We start from the raw sequence: 24,681 nt of genomic DNA on the forward strand, positions 1-24,681 counted from the left end.
CCGCAGCGCCGTTGTCAAAGTAGAGGCGCGCTACGGTGCCCACGGAGGTGGCTGCGGTGCCGGGGCCGCTGGCCGAGCCGCCGACGCCCGAGGCACGGCCGTCAGAGGCGGCCATCGTGCCCTTGTACCGGCTGGAAACCGGCCTCTACTCGGTGGTGCCGCCGTTGCTGCGCGAGGCCAGCCTGGCCAGCCTGGGCACCTTCCACGAGCGCCAGGGCGAACAGCGCATCCTGGCCGGGCAGGGTGGAGTGCGCGCCGCGTGGGCGCGGCTGGTCGGGCAGAGCCATGAGCAGTACTGGGAGGGCGACGCCCAACCCGGTTTCGACGGCGACATCCAGGGCGTGCAGGCCGGCCTGGACCTGTACGCAACTGCAGGTGATGGGCACCGCGACCAGTTCGGCGTCTTCGTCGGACGTACCCGCGCGCAGGGCAACGTCAATGGTTTCGCGATCGGCTGGGAGAACGTCGCGGTCGGCCGCACCCGGTTGGACGACAAGCACGTGGGCCTGTACTGGACGCGTGCCGGCAGCGCCGGCGGCTACCTCGATGCGGTGGTGATGCAGAGCCGCTACGACGGCGAGGCCACCTCCGCGCGCGGCATCGGCATCGACCTCGACGGTGACGGCACCACGGCGTCGCTGGAAGTGGGCAAGCCGCTGCTGCGTTTCGGCGAGTCGGCGTGGTGGCTGGAGCCGCAGTTGCAGGTGATCTGGCAGCGGACCTCGGTGGATGACACCGCCGACCGCATCGCCCAGCTTCGCTTCAATGCCGACAATGCCTGGACCGGGCGGGTCGGTCTGCGCCTGGCCGCCGACTACGACATCGCCGGCAACGGCTGGCAGCCGTACTTCAAGCTCAACTACTGGCAGACGCTCGATGGCGAAGACCGCATCGACTTCGACAGCAACCGCATCACCAACCAGCAGGATTCGCGTGCGCTGGAGGTCGGCTTCGGCGTGGTGGCGCGGTTCAACGCCAACGTCAGCGCGTTCGCGGTGGCCGACTACACGCGCGATCTGGAAAGCAGCCGGCAGAAGGAGCGCAAGGTGATCGAGGGCAACATCGGGCTGCGCTTCGACTTCTAGCCGGCAGGCCCCGCCATGGCGGCCGGCACCGACCTCGCCGTGGCGGCCAGCACCGGTAGGGTCGCATCCCGATCGACCACCATGGAATCTTCCACGCCCGGTTGTGGCATGACCTACGGTGAAGCCAGGCACCAGGCTTCACCGTAGGTCATACGCTACCGAACGTGGAACCAACCCTCCCTCGGCCTGCGTCCGGTGCGCAGGCGCATTCACCGCGCTGCAGCAATCGCCTTGATGCGGGCTTGTGCAAGTGCTTCACCCACCGCTGGGCCCTGCAGATGGGCAAGGTCGAGGTCGCGTGCCTGCACCGACAGCGCCGCCTGGTGCAGACGCTTGAGCGTTTCGCCCTGCGGGTAAGCGCGATCCTCGAACCCCAGGCGGCCGCGCGCGTCGGCTTCGCAGCACAGCGCGATCTTCGCGATCCGTTCCGGGCGACGGAAGCCGTCGCAGCGACCCAGCAACTCCAGCACCGTGCCATCGCGCAGTTCATCGATGCGGTGCACGTTGAGATGGTCGCGGCAGACCGCTTCGGCCAGCTGCCGATGGTCCAGCGGCACCTTCAGCCGTTCGCACAGCGCACGCAACGGTGCCAGCCCGCGCTGCTCGTGCATCACATGGCGCGGCCATTCCGCTTCCGGGGTCAGCGCCTTGCCCAGGTCATGGGTGAGCGCGGCAAAGCCGACCTGGTCATCGCCTGGCGCGAGCCGGGCGGCCATGTCGCTGACCATTTCCTGGTGCACGCCGGTGTCCACTTCGGGGTGGTACTCGGCACGCTGCGGCACGCCGTACAGCGCCTCCAGTTCCGGCAGCACCGCGCCCAGCGCACCGGCGTCGTGCAGCGTACGCAGGAACGCCGACGGCTGCGCCGAAGCCAGCACGCGGCGCAGCTCCTGCCAGACGCGCTCGGGCACCAGCGCATCCAGTTCGCCACTCTCGGCGATCTGCCGCATCAGCTGCATCGTCTCCGCGGCGACGGTAAACCCCAGCGGGGCGAAGCGGGCCATGAAGCGGGCTGCGCGCAGCACCCGCAACGGATCTTCCACGAACGCCGGTCCCACATGCCGCAGTACCCGCTGTTCGATATCGCGCACGCCGCCATACGGGTCCACCAGCGCGCCGGTGGCTTCATCGCAGGCAATGGCGTTGATGGTGAAATCGCGGCGCTGCAGGTCCTCCTCCAGCGTGACCGAGGGGTCCGCATCGACCACGAAGCCGCGATAGCCGCGGCCGGATTTGCGCTCGGTCCGCGCCAGCGCGTATTCCTCACCGCTGTCGGGGTGCAGGAATACCGGGAAGTCCTTGCCGACGGCCTTGTAGCCCAGCGCTTCCATTTCCGGTTGGGTCGCACCGACCACCACCCAGTCGCGGTCGCCGGGCGGGCGGTCGAGCAGGCGGTCGCGAACCGCGCCGCCAACGAGATAGATCTTCATGGGGGAATCATGCCACGACCGCCCTGGTACCGATCCCCTGGCGCGACCCTGCCCGCGACGGTAGCGCCGACCGTTGGTCGGCCCAAGCGGCATCGAGAGATCACGTACCCCCGCCGCCCGCATAGCGATGCGGCATTGCCTGGGCCGACCAACGGTCGGCGCTACCGGGGGGTCAATCGCCGCCCTTGTCTGCGTCGGTCGGGCAGGTGAACGCCTTGCGCTTGGCCTGCAGGCGCCCGTTCATGCGGTCGGTGACCGGCAGGGCGTCGCCATTCAAGCGCCAGTCGTAGATCACGCTGAAGGCCAAAATGCGCGCAACGTACTCGCGGGTTTCCTTGTAGCTGATGGTCTCGATCCAGATATCCGGGTCGAAGCCGGGACGCTGCGACTGCCAGCGCGCGGTCGGGGTCGGGCCGGCATTGTAGGCGGCGATGGTGACGTACGGCAGGCCGTCGTATTTGTTCATCAGCTGGCGCAGATAGGCGGTGCCCAACGCGATGTTGGTGTCCGGGTCATACAGGCTGGCGGCACCACCGTAGCCGCCCAGCCCGATCGACTTGGCCACGCTGGCCCCCGTCGCCGGCAGCACCTGCATCAGGCCCATCGCATTGGCCGGCGAACGCGCCTTCGGGTTGAAGATGCTCTCCGCGCGGATCTCGGCGGCCACCCAGGCCGGGTCGATGGCGTTGCGCGCGGACTCGCGGCGGATCGCCTCGTCGTGGTGCAGCGGGAAGCGCAGGCTGTACAGGCGCTGCTCGTCCGGGGTCTTGCCCAGCGAGAACACCGCGCGGTCGAACCAGCCGTTGTCGCGCGCCACTTCCACCGCGATGCGGCGCTGTGGGGTGTCGAAGCGGGTCAGGGCATCGTTCCACTCCGCCACCGCCCAGCCGGCACGCTCGATCTTGAACAGCTCCATCGCGCGCACGATGGCCGGATCGCGCGCCACCGCAGCCTGCGCCTGTTTGCTGTCGGTCGGCTCGATGGGGCACAGCGTGTACGTGCTCTGACCCAGCTGGTCGGCAGCGAGGAAGCCGTGGAAGGTGGCCGAACGCGCCGCTTCACGGTACAGCGGCTGCGCCTCGGCGCGCTTGCCGGTCTTTTCCAGCATGCGCGCTTCGAAATAGCGCCAGCGCGAATCGGCACGCTGGGTCGGGCCCATCTTGCGGATCGCGGCCAGCGTGGCCGGCCAGTCGCCGCGCGACATCGCTTCGCGCGCGCGCCATTCGTGCAGGCGCTCGTCATAGGCCGAGTCCGGCACCGCGTTGAGCCGACGCGCGGACTCCGGGCCGTACGAGGCCACGGTCCACAGCGCGATCTGATAGCGCACCTCGGCCTGTTGGGCCGGGGTCAGCTGCAGCGCAGTGGCGTACTGCGGCAACTGCTGTTCGGTGGCATCCGGGTCGGCCTTGGCCAGCTTGGCCAGGCCGTCGGTGGCGATGCGCCGGCTGCGTTCGTTGCGCGGCCAGTTCAGCGCGCTCGCATTGGGCTTGTCCACGAACGCCGCATAGGTGTTGGCCAAGGCCAGGTCCGCGACCGGCAGCCCACGCGCGGCGCTGCGCATCACCGCCGGCTGCTGCGCATCGGCGGCCGCATCAATGCGTTCCCAGCGCAGCTCCGCGCTCATTCCACCCTTGGCGTCCAGTACCGCGAATACCGGGTCGCAGGCATCGGGCAGCGACTTGCCGGTGCTGCGCCAGATCGCCTGGGCGTCGCTGGTCCATTGCGCATCGGCCTTGCCGGTGGCCTGGCGCGCGTTGAGCTGCGCGCAGCGCAGGCCGACATTGTCGGTGGGCGCCCAGTTGGCCAGCAGCGTTGGCCAGTCCTCGCGGCGCGCCACCGCCGGCAGCCACACGCTGCGGAAACTGCTGGCTACGGCCTGGCCGTTGTACCGCTTCAGGAAATCCTGTGCCTGCGCGTTGGTCACCGTGTCGATGTTGCGCCGCAGGTTGGCGTATTCCAGCCACCCATACAGCGGGTGCCGCGCCAGGGCGGACGCCTGCGCGGGGTCGAACTGACCGCGCTCGGCGTTGTCGATGGCGGCCTTGATCTGCGCGCGTTGCGCGTCGAGGTTCTGGGCACCCGCCGTGGCGCCCAGCCCCAGACCGGCGAGCAGGGTGGTGGCACTCAGGATATGCAGGGGAAATCGGTTCATGCCGGAAGGATAGCGGGCGCCAGTGAACGCCGGTGTCGGCAAGCCCACTCGATCCTGAACGGATCGTATCGCTCCCCTGAACAGGCAGCAGAAGCGGGCGTAATGTCAAAGGCGCCGCAAGGCGCGTAGAGCCGGGTTCTGCCCGGCTGCCCCTGGACCCTCAACGTTCGAACGGGAGCACACCATGGCCTTCACCGCAGCAGGAAAGCCGGGCCCGCTGGCCGACATCAACGTCACCCCGTTGGTGGATGTAATGCTGGTGCTGTTGATCATCTTCATCGTGACCGCCCCGATGGTGTCCATGCCCATTCCGGTCAACCTGCCGCAACCCACCACCGTTGTACCGCCGATCAGCCCACCGCCGCCAATCGAGCTTCGCGTGGACGCCAGCAACCAGGTCAGCTGGAACGGTCAGGCGGTGGCCGTCGGCTCTCTGCAGCAGCGCATGCAGGACGCTGCCCACGCCAACACCGGGAACCTGCCGGAGCTGCGAATCGCCACCGATCCCAACGCCGAATACGACGTGATGGCCAAGGTCCTGGCGGCTGCCAACAACGCGCACATGGAAAAGATCGCCTTCGTGAGTCCGTAGTCTTCCGACCGGCCCGCCCACGGCGGGCCGGTCACGCGTCACCCACGCAAGCTGCGCCGTTAGCGGCAATCACCCTCTCTCGGCTTCCACGTCTACTACTCGAGTGGGTGTCCGGAACTTCCGCGCAGCTGGGTGGGGGATCACCCCAACATGGCCGAATCCACGCCAGATCGCCCACCATCGGTGTTACCGGTCACAGTTCCGGACATTGGCGGAAACGCTTCAGTCGCGCATAAACCTCCCTGCCGCTCGGGCTTGGGAGGAGTAAAGGGATGTTCATTTCATATCCGCGTTGCGCGCGCCGCCGCGCGCTGGCCGTTGCGATCGCGCTCGCCACCGCTCCATTCGCAAACGCGCAGGAAGTGGAAAAGACATGGAGTACGCGCCTGGGCGAGCAGCTGTGGGCTACCGAGCGCCAGGCGCAGCGTGCCATCGAGGACCATGTCGCATCGTCCTTTCAGACCGACCAGCCGTTCGAGTGGTACATCGCGGACAACAAGGTTTCCAGCCAAGCGGTGACGTACTACTACCGGGTCAAGCCCATGCACCTGCTCACCACGGCTTGGAAGTTCCAGTTCGTCAACACGGACTACGACAGTCACGATGCGCTGCTCGATGCGATCAAGCAGCGCTACGCCTCGCCTGCAAACTGCCCTGATACGCAGATCACCCCCGGGGAGTGGCGCGTAAGTTCGACGGGCCCGGACGGCAGTCCGAAGCGCATGTCCGCCAAATACAAGGTGGTTCAGGGATTCATCGCAAACGGGCGATGCTCTGCGTACACATCGACCACCAACATCCATCAGATTCGTGAAGTGAGGTGTCCCAATCCGCGACTGCTGGAATGGCGGCCGGATACGCAGGCCTGCGAAATACGACCGGATTACGAGAGTTACGCCGATACGTTGATGACGTATACGACCATACCGCTCACCAGCCAATGTCCAATAGGCAATCCTTGTGAGCCCACCACGGGCAACAAGTCCCAGTCAGAGCTTGACCTGGACCTCGGCTGGGTGCGGTTCGTACGGCACTTCAACTCCATGACTTCGGTTGCCAGAGGTGGATTTGGATCCAACTGGACGCATTCACACAACGTATCACTATCGCGGCATGCCGACAGCGACGACGCGGCCGAGCTTGGCCTGATCGAGGAGGACGGCACCCATCTCGCGTTTCGTCGCGAGTCGGGTGCATACGAAGCCATCAATGGATCGGGCGACAGGCTTTCGCCACAGGGCGACGGGTGGCAGCTCCATCGGAGCGCGGAAGTCCTGGCGTTCGGCGCCGACGGCCGCATCCGACAGCGTAACCGCGAGGATGGGACGGCGCTCGTCTACCAGTATGACGCCCTTGACCGCTTGCTTTCCATTACCCACTCGAGTGGTCGGCAGCTGCTCCTGCACTACGACGCCCCGGAACGCGGAGACCTTATAACCTCGCTGTCTGTAGCAGGACAGGTGGTAGCGTCCTACGCGTATGGCGCCACCGCGCAGGTGGCCACCGTCACCCATGCAGACGGCAGTACGCGCACATACCACTACGAAGACACCCGCTTCCCGGAGTATCTCACCGGCATCACCGGCGAGGACAACCGCCGGTTCGGCTGGTACGGCTACGATGAAAAAGGCCGGGTAACCTGTAGTCGTCATTCCGGCGATTGCAGCCAGGCCGGTGTCGGGGTCGATGGCACGCGCCTGGTCTATACCGGTGACGGAACCACCGTTGTTACCGATGCCCTTGGCCGCGTCACCACATACGGACTCAGCGGCGTTGCGATCGAGGGCCATCCGCGCAAGGTGACCGCGCTCACGGACAGCCAGGGCACCGCCAGTCGCTCGTACTACCCGGCAGCGCAGGACTTCCGTCGCCGGCTGAACACAGTCATAGACCGCCGTGGCACCCAGACCAGGTATGACTACAGCACCGGTACAGACCCGCTTGGAGGTCAGCCGGTCCGGGTGCAGGCCACGACCGAAGCTGTCGGACTGCCCGAGCAGCGCGTCATCGAGACCCACACTGAGGCAAGCACCAACCGCGTGGTATTCAGCCGGGTGGGCAACCGCGAAACCCGCATCACCCGAAACGCGCGCCTGCAGCCGGTCACCATTGCGGTACGCGACATTGTTACAAACGACGTGCGTACCACCGCCCTGAGCTACTGCGAGGATGCAGATGTGGCCGCGGGTGGTACCTGTCCGGTGCCGGGCCTGCTCAAGCAGGTAGATGGGCCACGCACTGACGTGAGCGACATTGTCACCTACGCGTACCATGCGGCCGATGACGCCGGTTGCGTGCCCGACGGACCCGGTACATGCAGGTTCCGCAAGGGCGATCTGCTGAGCGTGACCAATGCAGCAGGGAACACCGCGCAGACGCTGGCCTACGACACCCACGGCAGACCGCTTTCGGTCGTGGACAGCAACGGCGTCATCACCGAGTTCACCTACCATCCGCGCGGCTGGCCTACCTCGGTGACCGTACAAGGCGATGGCGCCGCCACCCACCGCACCACCAGGATCAGCTACTGGCCGACCGGCCAGGTGCAGGAGGTGGTCGAACCGGATGGCGGCGCAGTCACCTATGTCTACGACGCCGCCCAACGCCTGACCGATATTGCCGACAATGCCGGCAACACCCGCCACTACACCTTGGATGACGCTGGCCACCGTCTCAGGGAAGACACGGTCGACGACGCCGGCGCGCTGCGTCGAACCCTTTCCCGCATCTACAACACCTTGGGCGAGCTGACGACGCTGAAGGACGCCGGTAATCACGCCACGGTTTTCACCTACGACCCTGAAGGAAATCCTGCCAGTCTGACCGACGCGTTGCAGCGCGTGACCACCCAACAGCACGATCCGCTCAACCGCCTGACGCGAACCCTGCAGGACGCGGGCGGCATCGGAGCCGAGATCGCCTCCGCGTACAACGCGCTGGACCAGGTTACCCAGGTCACCGACCCGAAGGGTCTGCACACCACCTACGCCTACAACGGCTTCGGAGACCTCACCAGGCAGGTGAGCCCGGACAGTGGTGCCACGGACTTCACTGTCGATGCTGCCGGCAACCGCAAGACCCGCACCGATGCACGCGGCATCACCGCCACCTATCACTACGATGCGCTGAACCGCCTGACCGGAATCGCCTATCCCGACCCGAACCTGGACGTGGGCTACAGCTACGACGTTGCGCCCGCTGCCTGTGATGACGGCGAGCGCTTCGCCAAGGGACGACTGGGCCAGGTGCAGCACGCAGCAGGAAGCACCGCGTATTGCCATGACCGCTTGGGACAGGTGACCCGCAAAGTGCAGACCGTGAACGGCGTCAGCAGTACCGTGCGCTACGCGTACACAGCTGGAGGTCGTCTGTCCCAACTGACGTATCCCGACGGCAGTGTGGTCGACTATGTACGTGACAAACTCGGTCGCATCAGCCAGATAGGGCTGACCCGGCGCGATCAGCCGCGCCAGGTGGTGGTCACTGACGTTACCTATGCACCGTTCGGTCCGGCCACGGGTTGGATCTATGGCAATGGACGAAAGCTGGAGCGACCGGTGGATAACGATTACCGGGTGCAGGCCGTCCATGACGCGGCTGCAGGCGGACTGTCGCTGAGCTACAGGTACGATGCGGTCGGCAACATCATCGAACTGAACAACGGAACTGGAGAGGAAGTTCTTGCCAGGTATGGTTACGACAGGCTAGGCCGACTGACTCAAACACAAGACGGAGCAACCGGTACACCTATCGAAACCTATACATATGACGCCACCGGAAACCGAATATCGATTTCCACGGCATCTGGAACTGCCAGCTACATCTACCCGGTCGGCAGTCACCGTCTCATAGCAGTTGATGGGATTGTGCGGAATCATGATGCCGCTGGAAACACGGTGAGCGTCGGTGGCAATGAGCTGGTTTACAACGACGCAGGCCGCTTGATGCAGATCATGCAGGCCGAAATGCCAACCGAGTCCTACGCTTACAACCATAGGGGAGAGCGAGTGCTGCGTTCCCTCGTCTCTGGCGGCGGACAGGTTACCCTTTATGATGAGGCTGGGAAGTGGCTCGCGAACCATGGCGTTGCGGGAAATCCCCTCCAGCAAGCAATCTGGTTGGACGACTTTCCGGTTGCAATTGTAGATTTCGGTATTGAAAGCTCACCTGACCTTTCATATATCCAGCCCGATCAATTGGGCACGCCACGTGCAGTGCTCGACCCCGGACGTGATGTGACGATCTGGGAGTGGAGCGCCAAGAGTGAGGTTTTCGGCTATCAAGCGCCGAACTCGGACCCGGACGGTGATGGAACAATATTCAATCTGGATCTCCGTTTCCCTGGGCAGCAGGCCACAATTTCAAGCGATGTGTTCTACAACTACCAGCGTGACTACGATCCCTCAGTGGGTCGATACCTGCAAAGTGACCCGATTGGTCTCCAAGGTGGAATATCCACATATTTGTACTCGGAAGCCAGCCCGCTGGATCGAGCTGACCCCTTGGGTCTCGAGTCCGGCATCTTCCAGTTTGGAAAATTGCGGATGGCGCCGCCTGATGGAAAATTTGCTGCAGACGCGATCAGGGCGGGCCAGATTCTGGCTGCTCACAACTCGGAGATGAAAGCCGGAAACATTCAAGGCGCTGATCAGTTCTATCATTGTCTCGCAGCTTGTCGCGCTACGCAGGCGACTGGAGATCCATCGGTGGTTCTTGATCTAATGGCGGGAAAAGAGTTCAAAGACTACTTCGCGGGGCGTGCGGGCCTCTACGGGAAGGGTAAGAAATTCAGTCATGAAGAAATGCTCAACGACGTTGCTGTCGACATGTCCGTGAATAGATTCGGAGCATCGTGTGACATGAAAGAAGATTGCGCTCGCCGATGCGCGCACTACGTGCCAGAGAGGTCGCGGCCCTACTTGCAGAATTACATCCCTGAATGGAGGGTCGGTGAATGATGATCCCGAGGTGGTGTTCGTTACCCGTTGTGTCGATCGCCATTTCGGCGTGTGGCGGGAGTGAGGGGCGGCACTATGCAACTCTGGCCGAGATGCGAAAGACGAACGATTACTCCATCGTCGCAGGACTTTCGGTGCCGGAGGATGCGCGGATGATTCACGCCAGGCACGATGCAGAGACCGGTCTCTTTTATATTTCTTATAGTACGGCTGATCCAAACTACTCGATTCGAACGAAAGCTATGTTGCCTGTCGAGGGGTCTGCTCGCGAGAGGTCAAGAGCTACGCTTGGTTTCGGCCAATCAGTTCCCGCTGATGCGAGTGTTTATGTGTGGTGTCAAGACAAATGGGGAGGTGCGCCGGGCGGAGGGCCCGTGGACAAGGAGCTCCTGTTCTTGGCGAGGGCGAACGATAGACAACTTCAGTGGAACGAGATCCATAACGCTTCCCTGATCGGAGATTTCTGCAAATAGCAGGGCATTTCTAGGAAGCGCTTCTGGAGATGGACTGGGTCACGCAGGGGGTTGTCCGCCGGGCTCCAGAGGTGGTGGCCGCGCCCATGCTCTGGGCTCAGCACTGTCATACGGCGCCGGCCGATATCGTTCGGGTGATTGCATCGCCCATGGCCGCTCGTCGGGCGCAATACGCCGTCGACGGCCGCTTTCGTAAAGTCTGCGTGAAAACGCCGATTTCATCACGCCTTCATCTTGACAGGTTGTTTACAAAGGAGACGCTGCCGCGCTTCGAGGGGGAGGCGACGGCGGTCCCAGCTAGCCATTCCTTTGGAGAGAGAGCGAATGAACAACCTGCATTACCGCCCCTTGGCGGCTGCCGTAGCGCTGTGCCTGCTGTCCGTACCCGCCCTTGCCACCGCGCAGGACACCCCCCGTAGCACCACCGACCTGGACCGGGTGGAAGTCACCGGTACCCGCATCAAGCGGGCCGAGGTCGAAGGCCAGGTGCCGATCCAGACCCTCACCCGCAGCGAGATCGAGCGCACCGGCCTGACCTCCATCGGTGAAGTGCTGCAGCAGCTGACCGGGTCCGGCTCCGCGCTCAATGCCAAGTTCAATTCGTCCGGCAACTTCGGCTTCCCGCCCGACGGCAGCGGTGTCGGCGCCGGTTCGGCGCAGGTCGACCTGCGCCACCTGGGCGCCAAGCGCGTGCTGGTGCTGGTCGACGGCATCCGCTGGGTCAATGAGTCCTCCGCCTCGGGCGTGGGCGCCGCCACCGACCTCAATACCATTCCGCTGGCCATCGTCGAACGCATCGAAGTCCTCGAAGACGGCGCGTCCTCGCTGTACGGTTCGGACGCGATCGCCGGCGTGGTCAACATCATCACCCGCCGCGAATTCGACGGCGGCCAGGTCACCCTGAACTATGGTGAGTACACCAAGGGCGACGGCACCCAGAAGGGCGTGGACCTGGCCTGGGGCACCAGCGGCGACCGCTATACCCTGTTCCTGGGCGCGAGCTGGACCAAGCAGGACGATGTGAAAGCCAGCACCCGCGAACAGTCGCGCTTCCCGATTCCGGGTACCGGGCTGTCGTTCGGCAGTTCGGCGACGCCGACCGGGCGCTTCATGTTCACCGATCCGAACACCGGCATCGCCTACAACATCACGCCCAATTCCGGGGTGACCAATCCCACCTTCAACGGGGTAGGGGGCTGCGCCCGCACCGACGATTACCACTGCTTCGCCACGGCGGACCGCTTCAACTTCGCCGAATACAACCTGCTGCTGACCCCGTCAGAGCGCAAGGGCGTCTTCGGCCAGTTCCGCTTCGATATCAGCGACGACGTGCAGTGGTACATCAAGGCCCTGGCCAACCGCCGCGAGTCGACCAACCAGGCCGGTCCCGAGCCGCTGTTCTTTGGTCCCGACGGCGCCACCGGCAACCCGCTGGCCGACAACATCGTGATTTCCGCGCTCAACCCGTACAACCCGTTCGGTTTCGACCTGGATTCGTCGAGCAACCTGAGCATGATCGGTCGTCGGCCGGTGGAAGGTGGGCCGCGCATCTTCGAGCAGGAAGTGAACACCACCTACTTTGCCACTGGGCTTACCGGGCTGTTCCAGGCCGCCGACCGCAGCTGGTCGTGGGACATCAACGGCATGTACAGCAAGAACAAGGCCGAACAGACCAACTACGGCAGCTACAACATCTACAACGCGAACATCGCGCTGGGCGATCCGGCGATCTGCGCGGCCACCCCGGGCTGCGTGCCGCTGAACATCTTCGGTGGCCCGGGCACCATCACCCAGCCGATGCTGGACTGGATCCAGCCGGTGGTGCACGACCGCAGCCAGAACGAACTGAGCCTGTTCACCGCCAACCTGAGCAGCGACCTGTTCACCCTGCCGGCCGGCCCGGTCTCCTTCGCCACCGGCTACGAGTACCGCAAGTACGAAGGCGAATACCAGCCGGACCCGATTACCGTGCGCGGACACTACAACGGCGTGCCTTCGCTGCCCACCTCCGGCTCCTATGACGTCAACGAGGCCTACCTTGAACTGGCGGTGCCGATCTACGCCCGCGCCGACCGCGGTGAGCGGCTGGACCTGAGCGTGGCCGGCCGCTATTCGGACTACTCCACCTTCGGTGGCGAGTTCGTGCCCAAGTACGGCCTGCGCTGGCAGGTGAGCAACGACTTCGTGCTGCGCACCAGCTACGCCGAAGGATTCCGCGCGCCGTCGATCGGCGAGCTGTACGGTTCGGCCGCGCGTGCCGACCTGCAGCTGTTCGACCCGTGCTCGGTGGGCCTGGGTGGCACGCCGCCGCGCGGCAGCGCAGCCAACTGCGCCGCACTGGGCGTGCCGGTCGGCTTCCAGCAGGCCAACTCGCAGATCTCGGTGACCACGGGCGGCAACGACCAGCTAGACCCGGAAACCTCGCGCAGCTTCACCGCCGGGTTCGTCTGGAGCCCGTGGTTCGGCAGTGATGCGGCATGGTCCGAGCGCTTCGACGTGGAAGTGACCTTCTATCGCCACACCATCGAAGGCGCGATCCAGGCGATCAATGCACAGACCCAGCTCGACCTGTGCGTGGACACGCTGGATCCGATCTACTGCGGCGGCATCACCCGCGCCTCCACCGGCGCGGTCAGCGGCTTCAACAACCGCCTCACCAACCTGGGTTCGATCAAGACCGACGGCTGGGACGTGGACCTGTTCTGGACCTTCCCGCAGAGCGATATCGGCCAGTTCAAGCTGGGTTGGCAGAACACCTTCGTCGGCCGCTACGAGGCGATCGGTGCAGCTGGCCAGCGCCAGCCGCAGGAGCCGGGCGTGGAAGTCACCGACAGCTCCATCCCGGAATGGACCAGCAACGCCACGCTGAGCTGGACGCTGGGCAACTGGAACGCGTCGTGGACGGTGCGCCACATTTCCAAGCTCACCGAAGAGTGCGGCGATGCGGCGGCGTTCCCGGTGTGCAGCGACCAGGTTGCCGGCACCAACGAACTGGCTGCCACCACGTACAACGACATGCAGGTGGGCTACAAGTTCGACTGGATGAAGGGCCTGCAGCTCAGTGCCGGCCTGAACAACGCCTTCGACAAGGATCCGCCGATCTGCCTGTCGTGCTCGCTCAACGGCTACGACGCGTCGACCTACGACATTCCGCGTGGGCGCTACTGGTACGTGCGCGCGGACCTGCGCTTCTAGGATCTCGTGATCCATGACGCAGAAAGCCGGGCGATGCCCGGCTTTCTGTCTTCTGCCGTGCACCCGACCAACGATCGGGTGCTACCGGGGATGGCGGTCAGAACGACCAGGTGAAGGTGATCTGGCCGTTGCGGCCGTCGCCGAAGGCACCGTACCCGTTGATCTGCGAGAAGTACTTCTTGTCCAGCAGGTTGTTGAGGTTGGCCTGCACGCTGAACTGCGGCGCCAGGCGATAGCGTACGAAGGCACTCACCAGGGCGTAGCTGCCCTGCTCGATACGGCCGTAAGCCGGCACCGGGTAGTAGATGCCGTTCTGCCAGTTCGCACCACCACCGATGGTCAGCGCATCCAGCGACTGCGGGGTGTAGCTGGTGAACAGCTTGATGGTGGTCTGCGGCAGGTTGGTGTTGATGTCCGCGCCGTCGATGTCCTTGGCGACGTAGCGCGAGGCACCGAAGGTGGCATTCCAGCCGGTGGCCAGCTCACCGTTCAACTCCAGCTCGAAACCACGGCTGACCGTGCCGCGCGCGGCGATGTAGGCGAACTCGTTCGGGCTGCCCTGCACCGGGATGGTGGTGGCCTGGCCGACGTTGTCCTGCTCGATCCGGAACACGGCGAGCGAGGCGTTGAGGCGGTTGTCGAACCACGCGGCCTTGACGCCCACTTCGTAGCTCTTGCCGTCGACCGGATCCAGGTAGCTGCCGTCCTGCTGCTTCAGCGTTTGCGGCTGGAAGATCTCGGTGTAGGCGGCGTAGGTCGACCAGGTGTCGTTGAGGTCGTAGACCAGGCCGGCGTACGGCGTGGTGACCTTGTGCGAACGGTCGGCGCCTTCGCCTTCGCTCTTCCAGTCGGTGTAACGCGCGCCGAGGATCAGCTTGAGCGGATCGGCCAGCGACAGGCGGGTAGCGGCGTAGCCCGCCTTCTGGGTGATGGTGCCTTCGCTCTGCAGCGGCAGGGTGGACACCCAGTTCGGTTCCGGGAAATCGGCAACGCCCGCCAGGTAGTTGTCCAGCGGCGCCCAGCCCATCTGGTAATCGCCGTAGTTGGCGTAGTCGCGCTTGTTGTAGCTCAGGCCGGCCATGACCTGGTGTTCGCGGCCGAACAGCTGGAACGGACCTTCCACATAACCGTCCACCGCGTCGACCTTGCGCTCGGTGTTGTAGAACCCGGCCGAAGGGGTGACGCCTGCGCCGGTGACCGGGTCGAGGAGCGACGCGCCCGTGGTCCAGTCGTTGTAGGCCGGATAGAACAGCTTGTCGTCGGCCTTGGTTTCGTCATGCGTGGCGCCCAGGCGGACCTTCCAGTCATTGGCGAAGCCGTGCTCCAGCGTCGCGAACAGGCGCTTGCTGGTGGTATCCCAGTAGGTCCAGCCCGGGTTGGCGCTGAAGGATTCGTCGAACGGGGTCGGCGAACCGTCGGAGAACAGCATCGGGAAGCCGCCCCAGGTCACGCCATTGGCGCGCTTCTGCTGGTAGTCGTAGCCGACGCTCAGCTGGGTGTCCGGGGTCAGGTCGGCGTCGATCACCGCATAGCCCAGTGTCTTGTGCTGGTCGTAGCGATCCATCTGCGATTCGGTGTCCAGGTAGCTGCCGATCACGCGCGCGCGCACCGAACCGCTGGCGTTCAGCGGGGTGGTGACGTCGACGGTGGAGCGGGTGCGTCCCCAGCTGCCCACGTTGACCGACACGCTGCCGGTCAGCTCGGCGCTGTCGGCGTGCTTGCGGATCAGGTTGACCGAGGCCGACGGGTTGCCCGCGCCGGTCAGCAGGCCGGTGGCGCCACGCACCACTTCCACGCGGTCGTACAGGGCCAGGTCCAGGCCGGAATCGCCGTAGCTCCAGTTCTGCACCATCTGCGTGGGCAGGTTGTCGTACTGGTAGCTGTCGATGTAGAAGCCGCGCGCGTAGAACTCGGTGCGCTCGGTGTCGGACTGGGTGCTGCTCACGCCGGTGGTGTTGGCCAGCACGTCGATGATGTCGTCGAGGTTCTGGTCCTCGATGCGCTGGTGGCTGATGATGCTGACCGACTGCGGGATCTCGCGCGGCGCGAGGTCGAAGCGGGTGCCGGCCGACGTGCGGCGGACCGAGTAGCCTTCGGCGCGCTCGCCCTTGACCACGATCTTGTCCAGGGTGGTGGCGTCGGCACCGGTGTCCTGCGCGAAGGCGGGAGCCGCAGCCAGCGTGGCCAGGGCGATCAACAGCGCCTGCGGCAGGCGACCTTGCGGCAGGGTGCGGGACGGCACAGCGGTAGTACGGGTCATCAGGGTTTCCTGGCGGCGGCGCGCACCAGGCGTCGATCCTCGGATGCCGGGCGCTGCGGACAAAGTGGGGGCAGTAGGCGGCTGGCGGGTGCCGCGGAAGCGGCACGGGCGTTGGCAACTGATCGCCGCAGCGCCTCCCTGGCGCGAACGGGATCGCAGTATGGTAATGCGAATCAGTCCCATCCGCAATGTCCACCGGGCGCAGGGCGGGTGAGGCGCGGTACCCGACCGGGGCTTAACGAAGGCAGGCCTACGTTGGGCCCACCGGGCACCTGGCCCCGACCGTAGGAACGTTCCGATGATCGCCAAGAACACCCTGTGTCTCTGGTATGACGGCACCGCCGAAGAGGCATCCGCCTTCTACGCGGCCACCTTCCCCGATAGTTCGGTGCAGGCCGTGCACCGCGCGCCGGCGGACTTCCCGTCGGGGAAGAAGGGCGACGTGTTGACGGTGGAATTCACCGTGGTCGGCATTCCCTGCATCGGCTTGAACGGCGGACCGGCGTTCAGGCACAGCGAAGCCTTCTCCTTCCAGATCGCCACCGATGACCAGGAGGAAACCGACCGCCTGTGGAATGCCATCGTGGGCAATGGCGGACAGGCAAGCGACTGCGGCTGGTGCAAGGACAAATGGGGCCTGTCCTGGCAGATCACCCCGCGCGTGCTGACCGCCGCGTTCAACAGCGACGATCCGGCCGTGGCCAAGCGCGCCTTCGAGGCGATGATGACCATGCAGAAGATCGACGTCGCGAAGATCGAGGCAGCCGTCAGAGGGTAGAGGGACACGCACGGCGTGTGGCTACGCGAATGGCTCTTCATGCGGGACGGGGGCGCGCGTATGCTTCGGCGATGTCGACTTCGCGCTTTGCCACGCTGCTCCCCGTCCTGGCCGTTCTCGGTTCGGTGACCTCGCTTGCCGTGGGCACCTCGTTCGCCAAACAGCTGTTCCCGTTGATCGGGGCGCAAGGCACCAGCGCGTTGCGCGTGGGGTTCTCCGCGCTGGTGCTGCTGGCGGTGTTCCGGCCCTGGCGCCGGGTCACCACCCGCGCCGACGCGGCCGCGATCTTCCGCTACGGCATCACCCTGGGGGTGATGAACCTGCTGTTCTACATGGCGCTGCGCACGATCCCGTTCGGCATCGCCGTGGCCATCGAATTCTGCGGGCCGCTGGCGGTGGCGATGTGGTCGTCGCGGCGGCCGGTCGACTTCCTCTGGGTGGGCTGCGCGGCCACCGGGTTGCTGCTGCTGTTGCCACTGGGCCACGGCGAGCCGCTGGACGCAGGCGGCGTGCTGTATGCGCTGGGCGCAGCGGTGTGCTGGGCGTTGTACATCATCTTCGGCAAGCGTGCCGGCCATCTGCCGGCCGGGCACACGGTGTCGCTCGGGCTGTGCGCGGCGGCGCTGGTGGTGGTGCCGGTGGGCGTGGGGCACGCGGGCACGGCGCTGCTGGACCCGAAGACCCTGCTGTTCGGCCTGGGCGTGGCGGTGGTGTCCAGCTCCATCCCGATGTGGCTGGAAATGGCGGCGCTGAAGCGGCTGCCGAAGGAAACCTTCGGCATCCTGATCAGCATGGAGCCGGCAGTGGCCGCATTGCTGGCGATGGGATTGCTGGCCGAGCACCTGACGCCGCTGCAGTGGGCGGCGATCGGGTGCACCGTGATGGCGTCGGTGGGGAGCACGTTGACCGCGAAGCGGCGGGCGCCGGCGCTACCGGACCCGGCGGGGTAGCCGAGGGGGTAGAGCCGACTGTTAGTCGGCTGCTCTCCGCGGCGATATCAATACCATCGCGCTTCGCGCGATAGCCGACTAACAGTCGGCTCTACCCCGTCGGACACGCATCGTGCATCAGCCGCGCACCGGCGCGTCGCCTGCCACGTAATACGTCCCGGTGCTTCGCGCCAACGGCGTGCGGCCACGGATGCGGTCGGCGATTTTCTCGGCGATCATGATGGTGGTGGCGTTGAGGTTGCCGGTGATGATGCGCGGCATGATCGAGGCGTCCACCACGCGCAGGCCCTGCATGCCGTGCACGCGGCCCTGGCCGTCCACCACGCTCATCGCGTCGTTGCCCATCGCGCACGAACAGGAAGGGTGGTACGCGGTCTCCGCGCGGGCGCGGACGAAGGCATCCAGTTCGGCATCGGTGCGGCAGTCGGCACCGGGGCTGATTTCGCGGCCACGGTACTCGTCCAGCGCCGGCTGGGCGATGATCTCGCGGGTGATCCGGATCGCATCGCGGAACTCCTGCCAGTCCTGCGCGGTGGACTGGTAGTTGAACAGGATCGACGGGTGCTGGTGCGGGTCCAGCGAGCGCGCATGCACGCGGCCGCGGCTGGGCGTACGCATCGAACCGACGTGCGCCTGGAAGCCATGTTCCTTGACCGCGTTGGTACCGTTGTAATTGATCGCCACCGGCAGGAAGTGGTACTGGATGTTGGGCCACTCGAACTCATCGCGGGTGCGGATGAAACCGCCGGCCTCGAACTGGTTGCTTGCCCCGATGCCGGTTCCTGCGAAGAGCCACTCCGCGCCGATCGCCGGCTGGTTCCACCATTGCAGCGCCGGGTACAGCGACACCGGCTTGGTGCAGGCGTACTGCATGTACACCTCCAGGTGGTCCTGCAGGTTTTCGCCGACGCCGGGCAGGTCGTGCACGAGCGGTACGCCCAGCGCGGCCAGCAGCGCCGGCGCACCTACCCCGGAGCGCTGCAGGATCTGCGGCGAGGCGATCGCACCCGCGCACAGCAGGACTTCGCGGGCGGCGAAAACGTCGGTGGGATCGGCGCTGCCGCCGGCCAGGTAGCGCACGCCCACCGCGCGCTTGCCGTCGAACAGGATGCGGTCGGTGGTGGCGTGGGTGACGATCTCCAGGCCCGGCCGGCCCTTGGCCATGTCCAGGTACCCGCGTGCGGTGCTGGAACGACGTCCGCGCGGGGTCACGGTGCGGTCCATCGGGCCGAAGCCTTCCTGCTGGTAGCCGTTGAGGTCGTCGGTGCGCGGGTAGCCGGCCTGCACACCGGCCTCGACCATGGCGTGGAACAGCACGTTGTTGTCGTTCTTCGGCGTCGCTACGCTCACCGGGCCGGTACCACCGTGGTAATCGTTGGGTCCGATGTCGCGGGTTTCGGCCTTGCGGAAGTACGGCAGCACATCCAGGTAGCTCCAGTCCTCCAGCCCCTCGAACCGGGCCCACTGGTCGAAGTCGAGCGCGTTGCCGCGGATGTAGCACATGCCGTTGATCAACGAGGAGCCGCCCAGGCCCTTGCCGCGCCCGCATTCCATGCGCCGGTTGTCCATGTGCGGCTCCGGCTCGGTTTCATAGGCCCAGTTGTAGCGCCGGCCCTGCAGCGGGTAGGCCAACGCGGCCGGCATCTGGGTGCGGAAGTCCAGGCGGTAATCCGGGCCGCCGGCTTCAAGCAGCAGCACGCGGATGCCGGCGTCTTCGGTCAGCCGCGCGGCCAGTGTGTTGCCGGCCGAGCCGGCGCCGATGATGATGTAGTCATACTCGCGCTTCATCGCGGGGTCTCCTGGTCAGGCCGGTTCAGAACACCGACGCGTAGCGGTCGAGTTCGATCTGCACGGATTTGGTGCGGGTGTAGGCGCGCAGCGTGGCCAGGCCGTTTTCGCGACCCACCCCGGACTGCTTGTAGCCGCCGACCGGCATCGAGGCGGGCGATTCACCCCAGCAGTTGACCCAGCAGATGCCGGCCTCCAGCTGGTGGATCAGCCGGTGCGCGCGCGCCAGGTCCGGGGTCACCACGCCGGCCGCCAGTCCGTAGTCGGTGGCATTGGCACGACGCACCGCCTCTTCTTCGTCTTCGTAAGCCAGCAGGCTCAGCACCGGCCCGAAGATCTCCTCGCGCACGTGGGTCATGTCGTCGCGGCAATCGCTGCAGATGGTCGGGGCGACGTAGCAGCCGTGGCCCAGCGCCCCCTCGGTCAGGCGTTCGCCGCCACACACCAGGCGGGCGCCTTCGGCCTTGCCACGTTCGATGTGCGCCAGCACGCTTCGCATGTGCGCGGCACTGACCAGCGGGCCGAAGTTGGTGTCCACCGCCATCGGGTCGCCGATGCGGATCCGCGCCACGCGCTCGCGCAGCGCCAGTTCCAGGTCGGCCAGCAGCGCCTGCGGCACGAAGACCCGGGTCCCGTTGGTGCAGACCTGGCCGGAGCTGTAGAAGTTGGCCATCATCGCCACGTCGGCGGCGAGGTCGAGGTCGGCATCGGCGCAGATGATCAACGGCGACTTGCCGCCCAGTTCCATCGTTACGTCCTTCAGCGTGGAGCTGGAGGCACTGGCCATCACCCTGCGCCCGGTGGCGGTGCCGCCGGTGAAGGAAATCTTCTCGATGCCGGGGTGTTCGGTCAGGGCCGCGCCGACCCCGGCTCCATCGCCGGGCAGCACGTTGAACACGCCGTCGGGCAGGCCGGCCTCGGTGAATATTTCCGCCAGTTTCAGCGCGGTCAACGGCGTGACTTCGCTGGGCTTGAAGATCATCGCGTTGCCCGCGGCCAGCGCCGGTGCGGCCTTCCACAGCGCGATCTGGATCGGGTAATTCCAGGCACCGATCGCGCCGACCACGCCCAGCGGTTCCTGCCGCGTGTAGAAGAAGCTGCCTTCGCGCAGCGGCACCTGGCTGCCTTCCAGGCCATGCATCACCCCGGCGTAGTATTCCAGCACGTCGGCGCCGGTCACGATGTCCACGCTGCGGGTTTCGCTGAGCGGCTTGCCGGTATTGAGGCTTTCCAGTTCGGCCAGGTCGTCGTTGTGCTCGCGCAGCAGCGCGACCGCGCGCAGCAGGATCCGCGAGCGCTCCACCGTGGTCAGCGCCGCCCACGCCTTCTGGCCGGCGCGGGCGCTTTCCACCGCGGCGTCCAGGTCGTCGCTGTTGGCATTGTGCACATTGGCCAGCACCTCGCCGTTGGCCGGGTTGACCACCTCGAAGGTGCGCTGGCCCTGCGAAGGCACATGGCGGCCGCCGATGTACAGCAGCTGGTCGGGGAAGGTGGGCATGGCGATGACTCCTTTGCGTAAAGACCAGCAGGGTTCAACGGGTCAGGTGCAGGAACTGCAGGTGACGCTCGTACTGGTCGATGATGTCGTTGATGATCTGCTGGCGGCTGTAGCCGACCAGCTCGTAATCCTGTCCGCCCTCGTACAGGTGGACTTCGGCACGGTAGTAACGCTGATTGCGGAAGCGCTGGGCGGCGAACGACGGGGTGAGGTAGCCCGTCATCACGACCTGGTAGGTGAACACCTGCTGCTCGCCATGGTCCACGGTGAGCTGCATGTCGCCCGGTTCGAAGCGGGTTTCCACGTCCAGGCCCTTTTCGCGCAGCTGCGCGGCCACCGCTTCCAATGCCGGGCGGACTTCTTCGTCCATGAAGCGGTACACCTCGTCGCGCGCCGGGAAGTGCACGGCCTGGGTGATGCGCTGGCGCCAGCCACGCTGGTGCCGCGATTGCCCCACCACCGGAATGGGCGAGTACTGCGACGCCTTCTTCCGCTGCGATTCCTCGCCCAGCGCGCGGGTCAGTCCCCACAGCATCAGCAGCAGCACCACCGAGAACGGCAGCGAGGCCAGCACCACCGCCGACTTCAGCGCATCCATGCTGCCAGCCAGCAGCAGCCCGGCCGTGACCAGGCCGGTCATCACGCCCCAGAACACGCGCAGCCAGCGCGGGCCGTCGTCTTCGGGCGCACCGCCGTGCGAGGACAGGGTGGACAGCACCACCGTGCCGGAGTCGGCCGAGGTGACGAAGAAGATGAAACTGACGATGACCGTCACGGTGATCACCGCACGGCTCCACGGGTAGTTGTCCAGCAGCGCGTAGAGCACGGTGGGCGGGCTGTCTACCGCCAGCTGTGCGAGGTGTTCCTGGCCGTGGTGCAGGACCTGGTCCAGCGCGCTGTTGCCGAAGATCGACAGCCACGCCAGGGTGAAGCCCAGCGGGATCAGCAGCACCCCGAACACGAATTCGCGGATGGTGCGCCCGCGCGAGATGCGCGCGATGAACAACCCCACGAAAGGTGCCCAGCCGATCCACCAGGCCCAGTAGAACACCGTCCAGTCGCCCAGCCAGTCGGCGCGGCCGCCGTAGGCATACACGTCGAAGCTCTTGCCGACCACGCTGCCCAGGTAGTCGCCCAGGTTCTGCATCAGGGTGCTGAGCAGGTACTGGGTGGGGCCGGCGAACAGCATGAACAGCAGCAGCGCGATCGCCAGCAGCATGTTGATGTCCGACATCAGCCGCACGCCTTTTTCCACCCCGGACACGGCCACGCTGATCGCCGCGCCCATCATCAGCACGATCAGCCCCACCTGCACCCACGGCGCGTGCGGGATCGGCAGCAGCGCGTTCAAGCCGGCATTGAGGTGCAGCACGCCAAAGCCCATGTCCGCGCCGATCCCGAACACCGTGGCGACGATGCCCAGTGCGTCCACGGTGTAGCCGATCGGGCCGTTGATGCGCTTGCCGATCAGCGGATACAGCGCCGAGCGCAGCGCCAGCGGCAGGTTGTGACGGTAGGCGAAGTAGGCCAAGGCCATGGCGGCCAGCGCGAACACGCCCCATCCGTGCAGGCCCCAGTGCAGGAACAGCAGCTGCATGGCCTGGCGTGCACTGGCTTCGCCGCCCCCGACCCCGCCCTGCGGCGGCTGCAGGTAGTGGGTGAGCGGTTCGGACACGCAGAAGAAGAACAGGGTGATGCTGATCCCGGCGGCGAACAGCATGCCGGCCCAGGAGAGGTAGCTGAATTCCGGCTCGTCGTGGTCCGCACCGAGCTTGACCTGCCCATAGCCGGACAGCGCCACGCCGACCACGAACACCAGGTACACGGTCATCGCCAGCAGGTAATACCAGCCCACGTTGCGCGACGCCCAGGTCTGCGCTTCCAGCAGCAGCACGCCGGAGGCCGTTGGAAAGGCAGTGACCAGCACCGCGAAGGCCGCCACCACGCTGGCGGCGAACAGGAAGACGGGTCGCAGCGTGCGCACCTCGCTTGGAGGTGTCTCCGCGGTGTTCATGGATCAAGGGCCCCGGTGCCGTTGCCGGCAGACCGGAGGATTAGCGCACAGGCGCTGTGGATATTCCGTTTAGGCGGTCAACGCAGCGCGGCGGTCGGCACGTCGATCGCCATGGCCAGGGCCAGGTGGTCGGAATAGGCGGCCGGTACCGCTTCGGCACTGCGCTGGTGCAGGCCGTTGCTGAGCAGGATGTGGTCGATGGCCCGGTCCGGGCGCCAGCTGGGGAAGGTCGGCACCGCGCAGCCCGGGGGCTGCAGGGTGGTCTTCTGGTACAGCACCTGCATTTCCGGGCGCTCGGCCAGGCAGTTGAAATCGCCCATCAGCACCGCGTTGGGGTGGTCGGACAGCAGGTCGGCAATGAAGGCCAACTGCGACATGCGCGAGTTGGTCCCCAGCGACAGGTGCGCCACCGCCACCGCCAGCCCTTCGGCGCCGTCACCGAACTTGGCCAACAGCACGCCGCGCCCGCCGATCCGGCCGGGCAGGGCGTGGTCCTGGACTTCCACCGGTTCCAGCCGGCTCAGCAGGCCGTTGGCGCTGGAGGCCACTCCGCCCATGCGGCGGTTGGGCTGGTGGCTCCAGTAATTGAAGCCGGCACGCTCGGCCAGGTAGTGGGTCTGGTTGGTGAAGCCCGAGCGCAGGCTGCCGGGGTCGGCCTCCTGCAGGCCGACGATGTCATGGCCACGGGCCAGCTGGGCGATGGCGTCCAGGCTGGTCCGCTTGCGCCCCGCCGGCAGCGCATGCGACCAGCTGCGGGTCACATAGTCGCTGTAGCGGCGGGTGCTCGAGCCGGCCTGGATGTTGGCCGTGAGCAGGCGCAGGGTCCGCGTGTTGGGGGAAGTCACGACAGGTGCAGGCTCTTGGAAACTCAGTTGCCCTTGGCGGCGCGTTCGCGGGCGATCAGGTGATCGGCGATGCGCAGCATGTCGGGGAAACTCTTGCCCTTGACCAGGTACTTGCCGTTGACGATCACCGACGGGGTGCCCTGGATCTCCGAGTCCTGCGCGAACTTCTTGGCCTTGTTGGTCTGGCCGGTCACGCTGAAGCTGGACATGGCGGCGAGGAACTGCTTCTGGTCGGCGCCGTGCTTGGCGTAGAACGCGGCGATCTCTTCCACCGTATCGCGGCCGCGTTCGCCCTTCAGGCTCTGGTCGACGTGGATGGCCTTGTACAGCGCCTCATGGGTCTTGTCTTCCAGGCCCAGTGCCTGCGCGGCGTAGAAGGCCTTGGCGTAGTTGTCCCAGGTACCGCCGAACATGGCCGGCACGTAGACGAAGTTCACATCGCTGGGCAGGCCCGCCTTCCACGGCCCGATCAGCGGCTGGAACGCGGCGCAGGCCGGGCAGACGAAACCGAACACTTCAGCCACTTCGATCTTGCCGGTAGCCGGCTGGAACGGCTTGCCATTGGCGATCACGACGTAGTCGGTGCCTTCGACCGGGGCCGGGCCGACCGGGGCGGTGGCGCTGGCCGGCGACGGCGCGGGCGCTGCGGTGTCGGCCGACGCC

General features: G+C 65.9%; 14 protein-coding genes. 6 read left to right on the plus strand and 8 right to left on the minus strand.

Annotated features, from left to right (window positions below; genetic code table 11):
* The first annotated feature begins 47 nt into the window (after positions 1–47).
* Entirely contained in the window at positions 48–1,085 is a 1,038-nt protein-coding gene (locus RWO33_RS11415) for an autotransporter outer membrane beta-barrel domain-containing protein (RefSeq protein WP_314104924.1), read from the plus strand.
* A gap of 209 nt (positions 1,086–1,294) precedes the next feature.
* Here RWO33_RS11415 and RWO33_RS11420 read toward each other — a convergent pair whose 3' ends face one another.
* Entirely contained in the window at positions 1,295–2,515 is a 1,221-nt protein-coding gene (locus RWO33_RS11420) for a multifunctional CCA addition/repair protein (RefSeq protein WP_314104925.1), read from the minus strand.
* 172 nt (positions 2,516–2,687) lie between these two features.
* Positions 2,688–4,667, minus strand: coding sequence for a transglycosylase SLT domain-containing protein (locus RWO33_RS11425; protein WP_314104926.1), 1,980 nt, complete (start codon positions 4,665–4,667; stop codon positions 2,688–2,690).
* A gap of 184 nt (positions 4,668–4,851) precedes the next feature.
* Here RWO33_RS11425 and RWO33_RS11430 point away from each other — a divergent pair, with 184 nt between their 5' ends.
* The 3 genes from RWO33_RS11430 to RWO33_RS11440 all read left to right on the plus strand — a co-directional run bounded on the left by RWO33_RS11430 (position 4,852) and on the right by RWO33_RS11440 (position 13,885).
* Entirely contained in the window at positions 4,852–5,259 is a 408-nt protein-coding gene (locus RWO33_RS11430; protein WP_314104927.1) for a biopolymer transporter ExbD, read from the plus strand.
* Positions 5,260–5,531: 272 nt separating this feature from the next.
* The gene (locus tag RWO33_RS11435) at positions 5,532–10,217 is read left to right on the plus strand and encodes an RHS repeat-associated core domain-containing protein (RefSeq protein ID WP_314104928.1); all 4,686 of its coding nucleotides are present in this window, start codon (positions 5,532–5,534) and stop codon (positions 10,215–10,217) included.
* A gap of 797 nt (positions 10,218–11,014) precedes the next feature.
* Positions 11,015–13,885 (plus strand): TonB-dependent receptor, encoded by a 2,871-nt coding sequence (locus RWO33_RS11440; protein WP_314104929.1) that lies wholly within the window; start codon positions 11,015–11,017, stop codon positions 13,883–13,885.
* A 97-nt stretch (positions 13,886–13,982) separates the two neighbouring features.
* On the opposite strand, the gene fhuE is transcribed toward RWO33_RS11440, so the two are convergent.
* Positions 13,983–16,145: a ferric-rhodotorulic acid/ferric-coprogen receptor FhuE gene (fhuE, locus tag RWO33_RS11445; protein ID WP_314104930.1), complete on the minus strand. Its 2,163-nt coding sequence runs from the start codon at positions 16,143–16,145 to the stop codon at positions 13,983–13,985.
* A 298-nt stretch (positions 16,146–16,443) separates the two neighbouring features.
* On the opposite strand from fhuE, the gene RWO33_RS11450 reads away from it, so the two are divergent.
* Both RWO33_RS11450 and RWO33_RS11455 read left to right on the plus strand, forming a co-directional pair.
* A complete protein-coding gene (locus RWO33_RS11450) occupies positions 16,444–16,923 on the plus strand; it encodes a VOC family protein (protein WP_145479198.1) in 480 nt (159 codons plus the stop codon).
* A gap of 71 nt (positions 16,924–16,994) precedes the next feature.
* Complete coding sequence (locus RWO33_RS11455) at positions 16,995–17,873, plus strand: EamA family transporter (RefSeq protein ID WP_314104931.1); 879 nt, start codon at positions 16,995–16,997, stop codon at positions 17,871–17,873.
* 117 nt (positions 17,874–17,990) lie between these two features.
* Here the strand turns inward: RWO33_RS11455 and betA are convergent, their stop codons facing one another.
* The 5 genes from betA to RWO33_RS11480 all read right to left on the minus strand — a co-directional run.
* The gene (betA, locus tag RWO33_RS11460; protein ID WP_314104932.1) at positions 17,991–19,661 is read right to left on the minus strand and encodes a choline dehydrogenase; all 1,671 of its coding nucleotides are present in this window, start codon (positions 19,659–19,661) and stop codon (positions 17,991–17,993) included.
* Between the two features lie 25 nt (positions 19,662–19,686).
* A complete protein-coding gene (gene betB / locus RWO33_RS11465) occupies positions 19,687–21,159 on the minus strand; it encodes a betaine-aldehyde dehydrogenase (RefSeq protein ID WP_314104933.1) in 1,473 nt (490 codons plus the stop codon).
* Positions 21,160–21,193: 34 nt separating this feature from the next.
* Positions 21,194–23,173, minus strand: coding sequence for a choline BCCT transporter BetT (gene betT / locus RWO33_RS11470; RefSeq protein ID WP_314104934.1), 1,980 nt, complete (start codon positions 23,171–23,173; stop codon positions 21,194–21,196).
* Positions 23,174–23,250: 77 nt separating this feature from the next.
* Positions 23,251–23,988 (minus strand): endonuclease/exonuclease/phosphatase family protein, encoded by a 738-nt coding sequence (locus RWO33_RS11475; protein ID WP_314104936.1) that lies wholly within the window; start codon positions 23,986–23,988, stop codon positions 23,251–23,253.
* A 53-nt stretch (positions 23,989–24,041) separates the two neighbouring features.
* A partial coding sequence (locus tag RWO33_RS11480; RefSeq protein ID WP_314104935.1) for a thiol:disulfide interchange protein DsbA/DsbL occupies positions 24,042–24,681 on the minus strand: 640 nt, incomplete at its 5' end.

Origin of the sequence: uncultured Stenotrophomonas sp., from assembly GCF_963519925.1 — a bacterium.
Classification (GTDB): domain Bacteria; phylum Pseudomonadota; class Gammaproteobacteria; order Xanthomonadales; family Xanthomonadaceae; genus Stenotrophomonas; species Stenotrophomonas maltophilia_AE.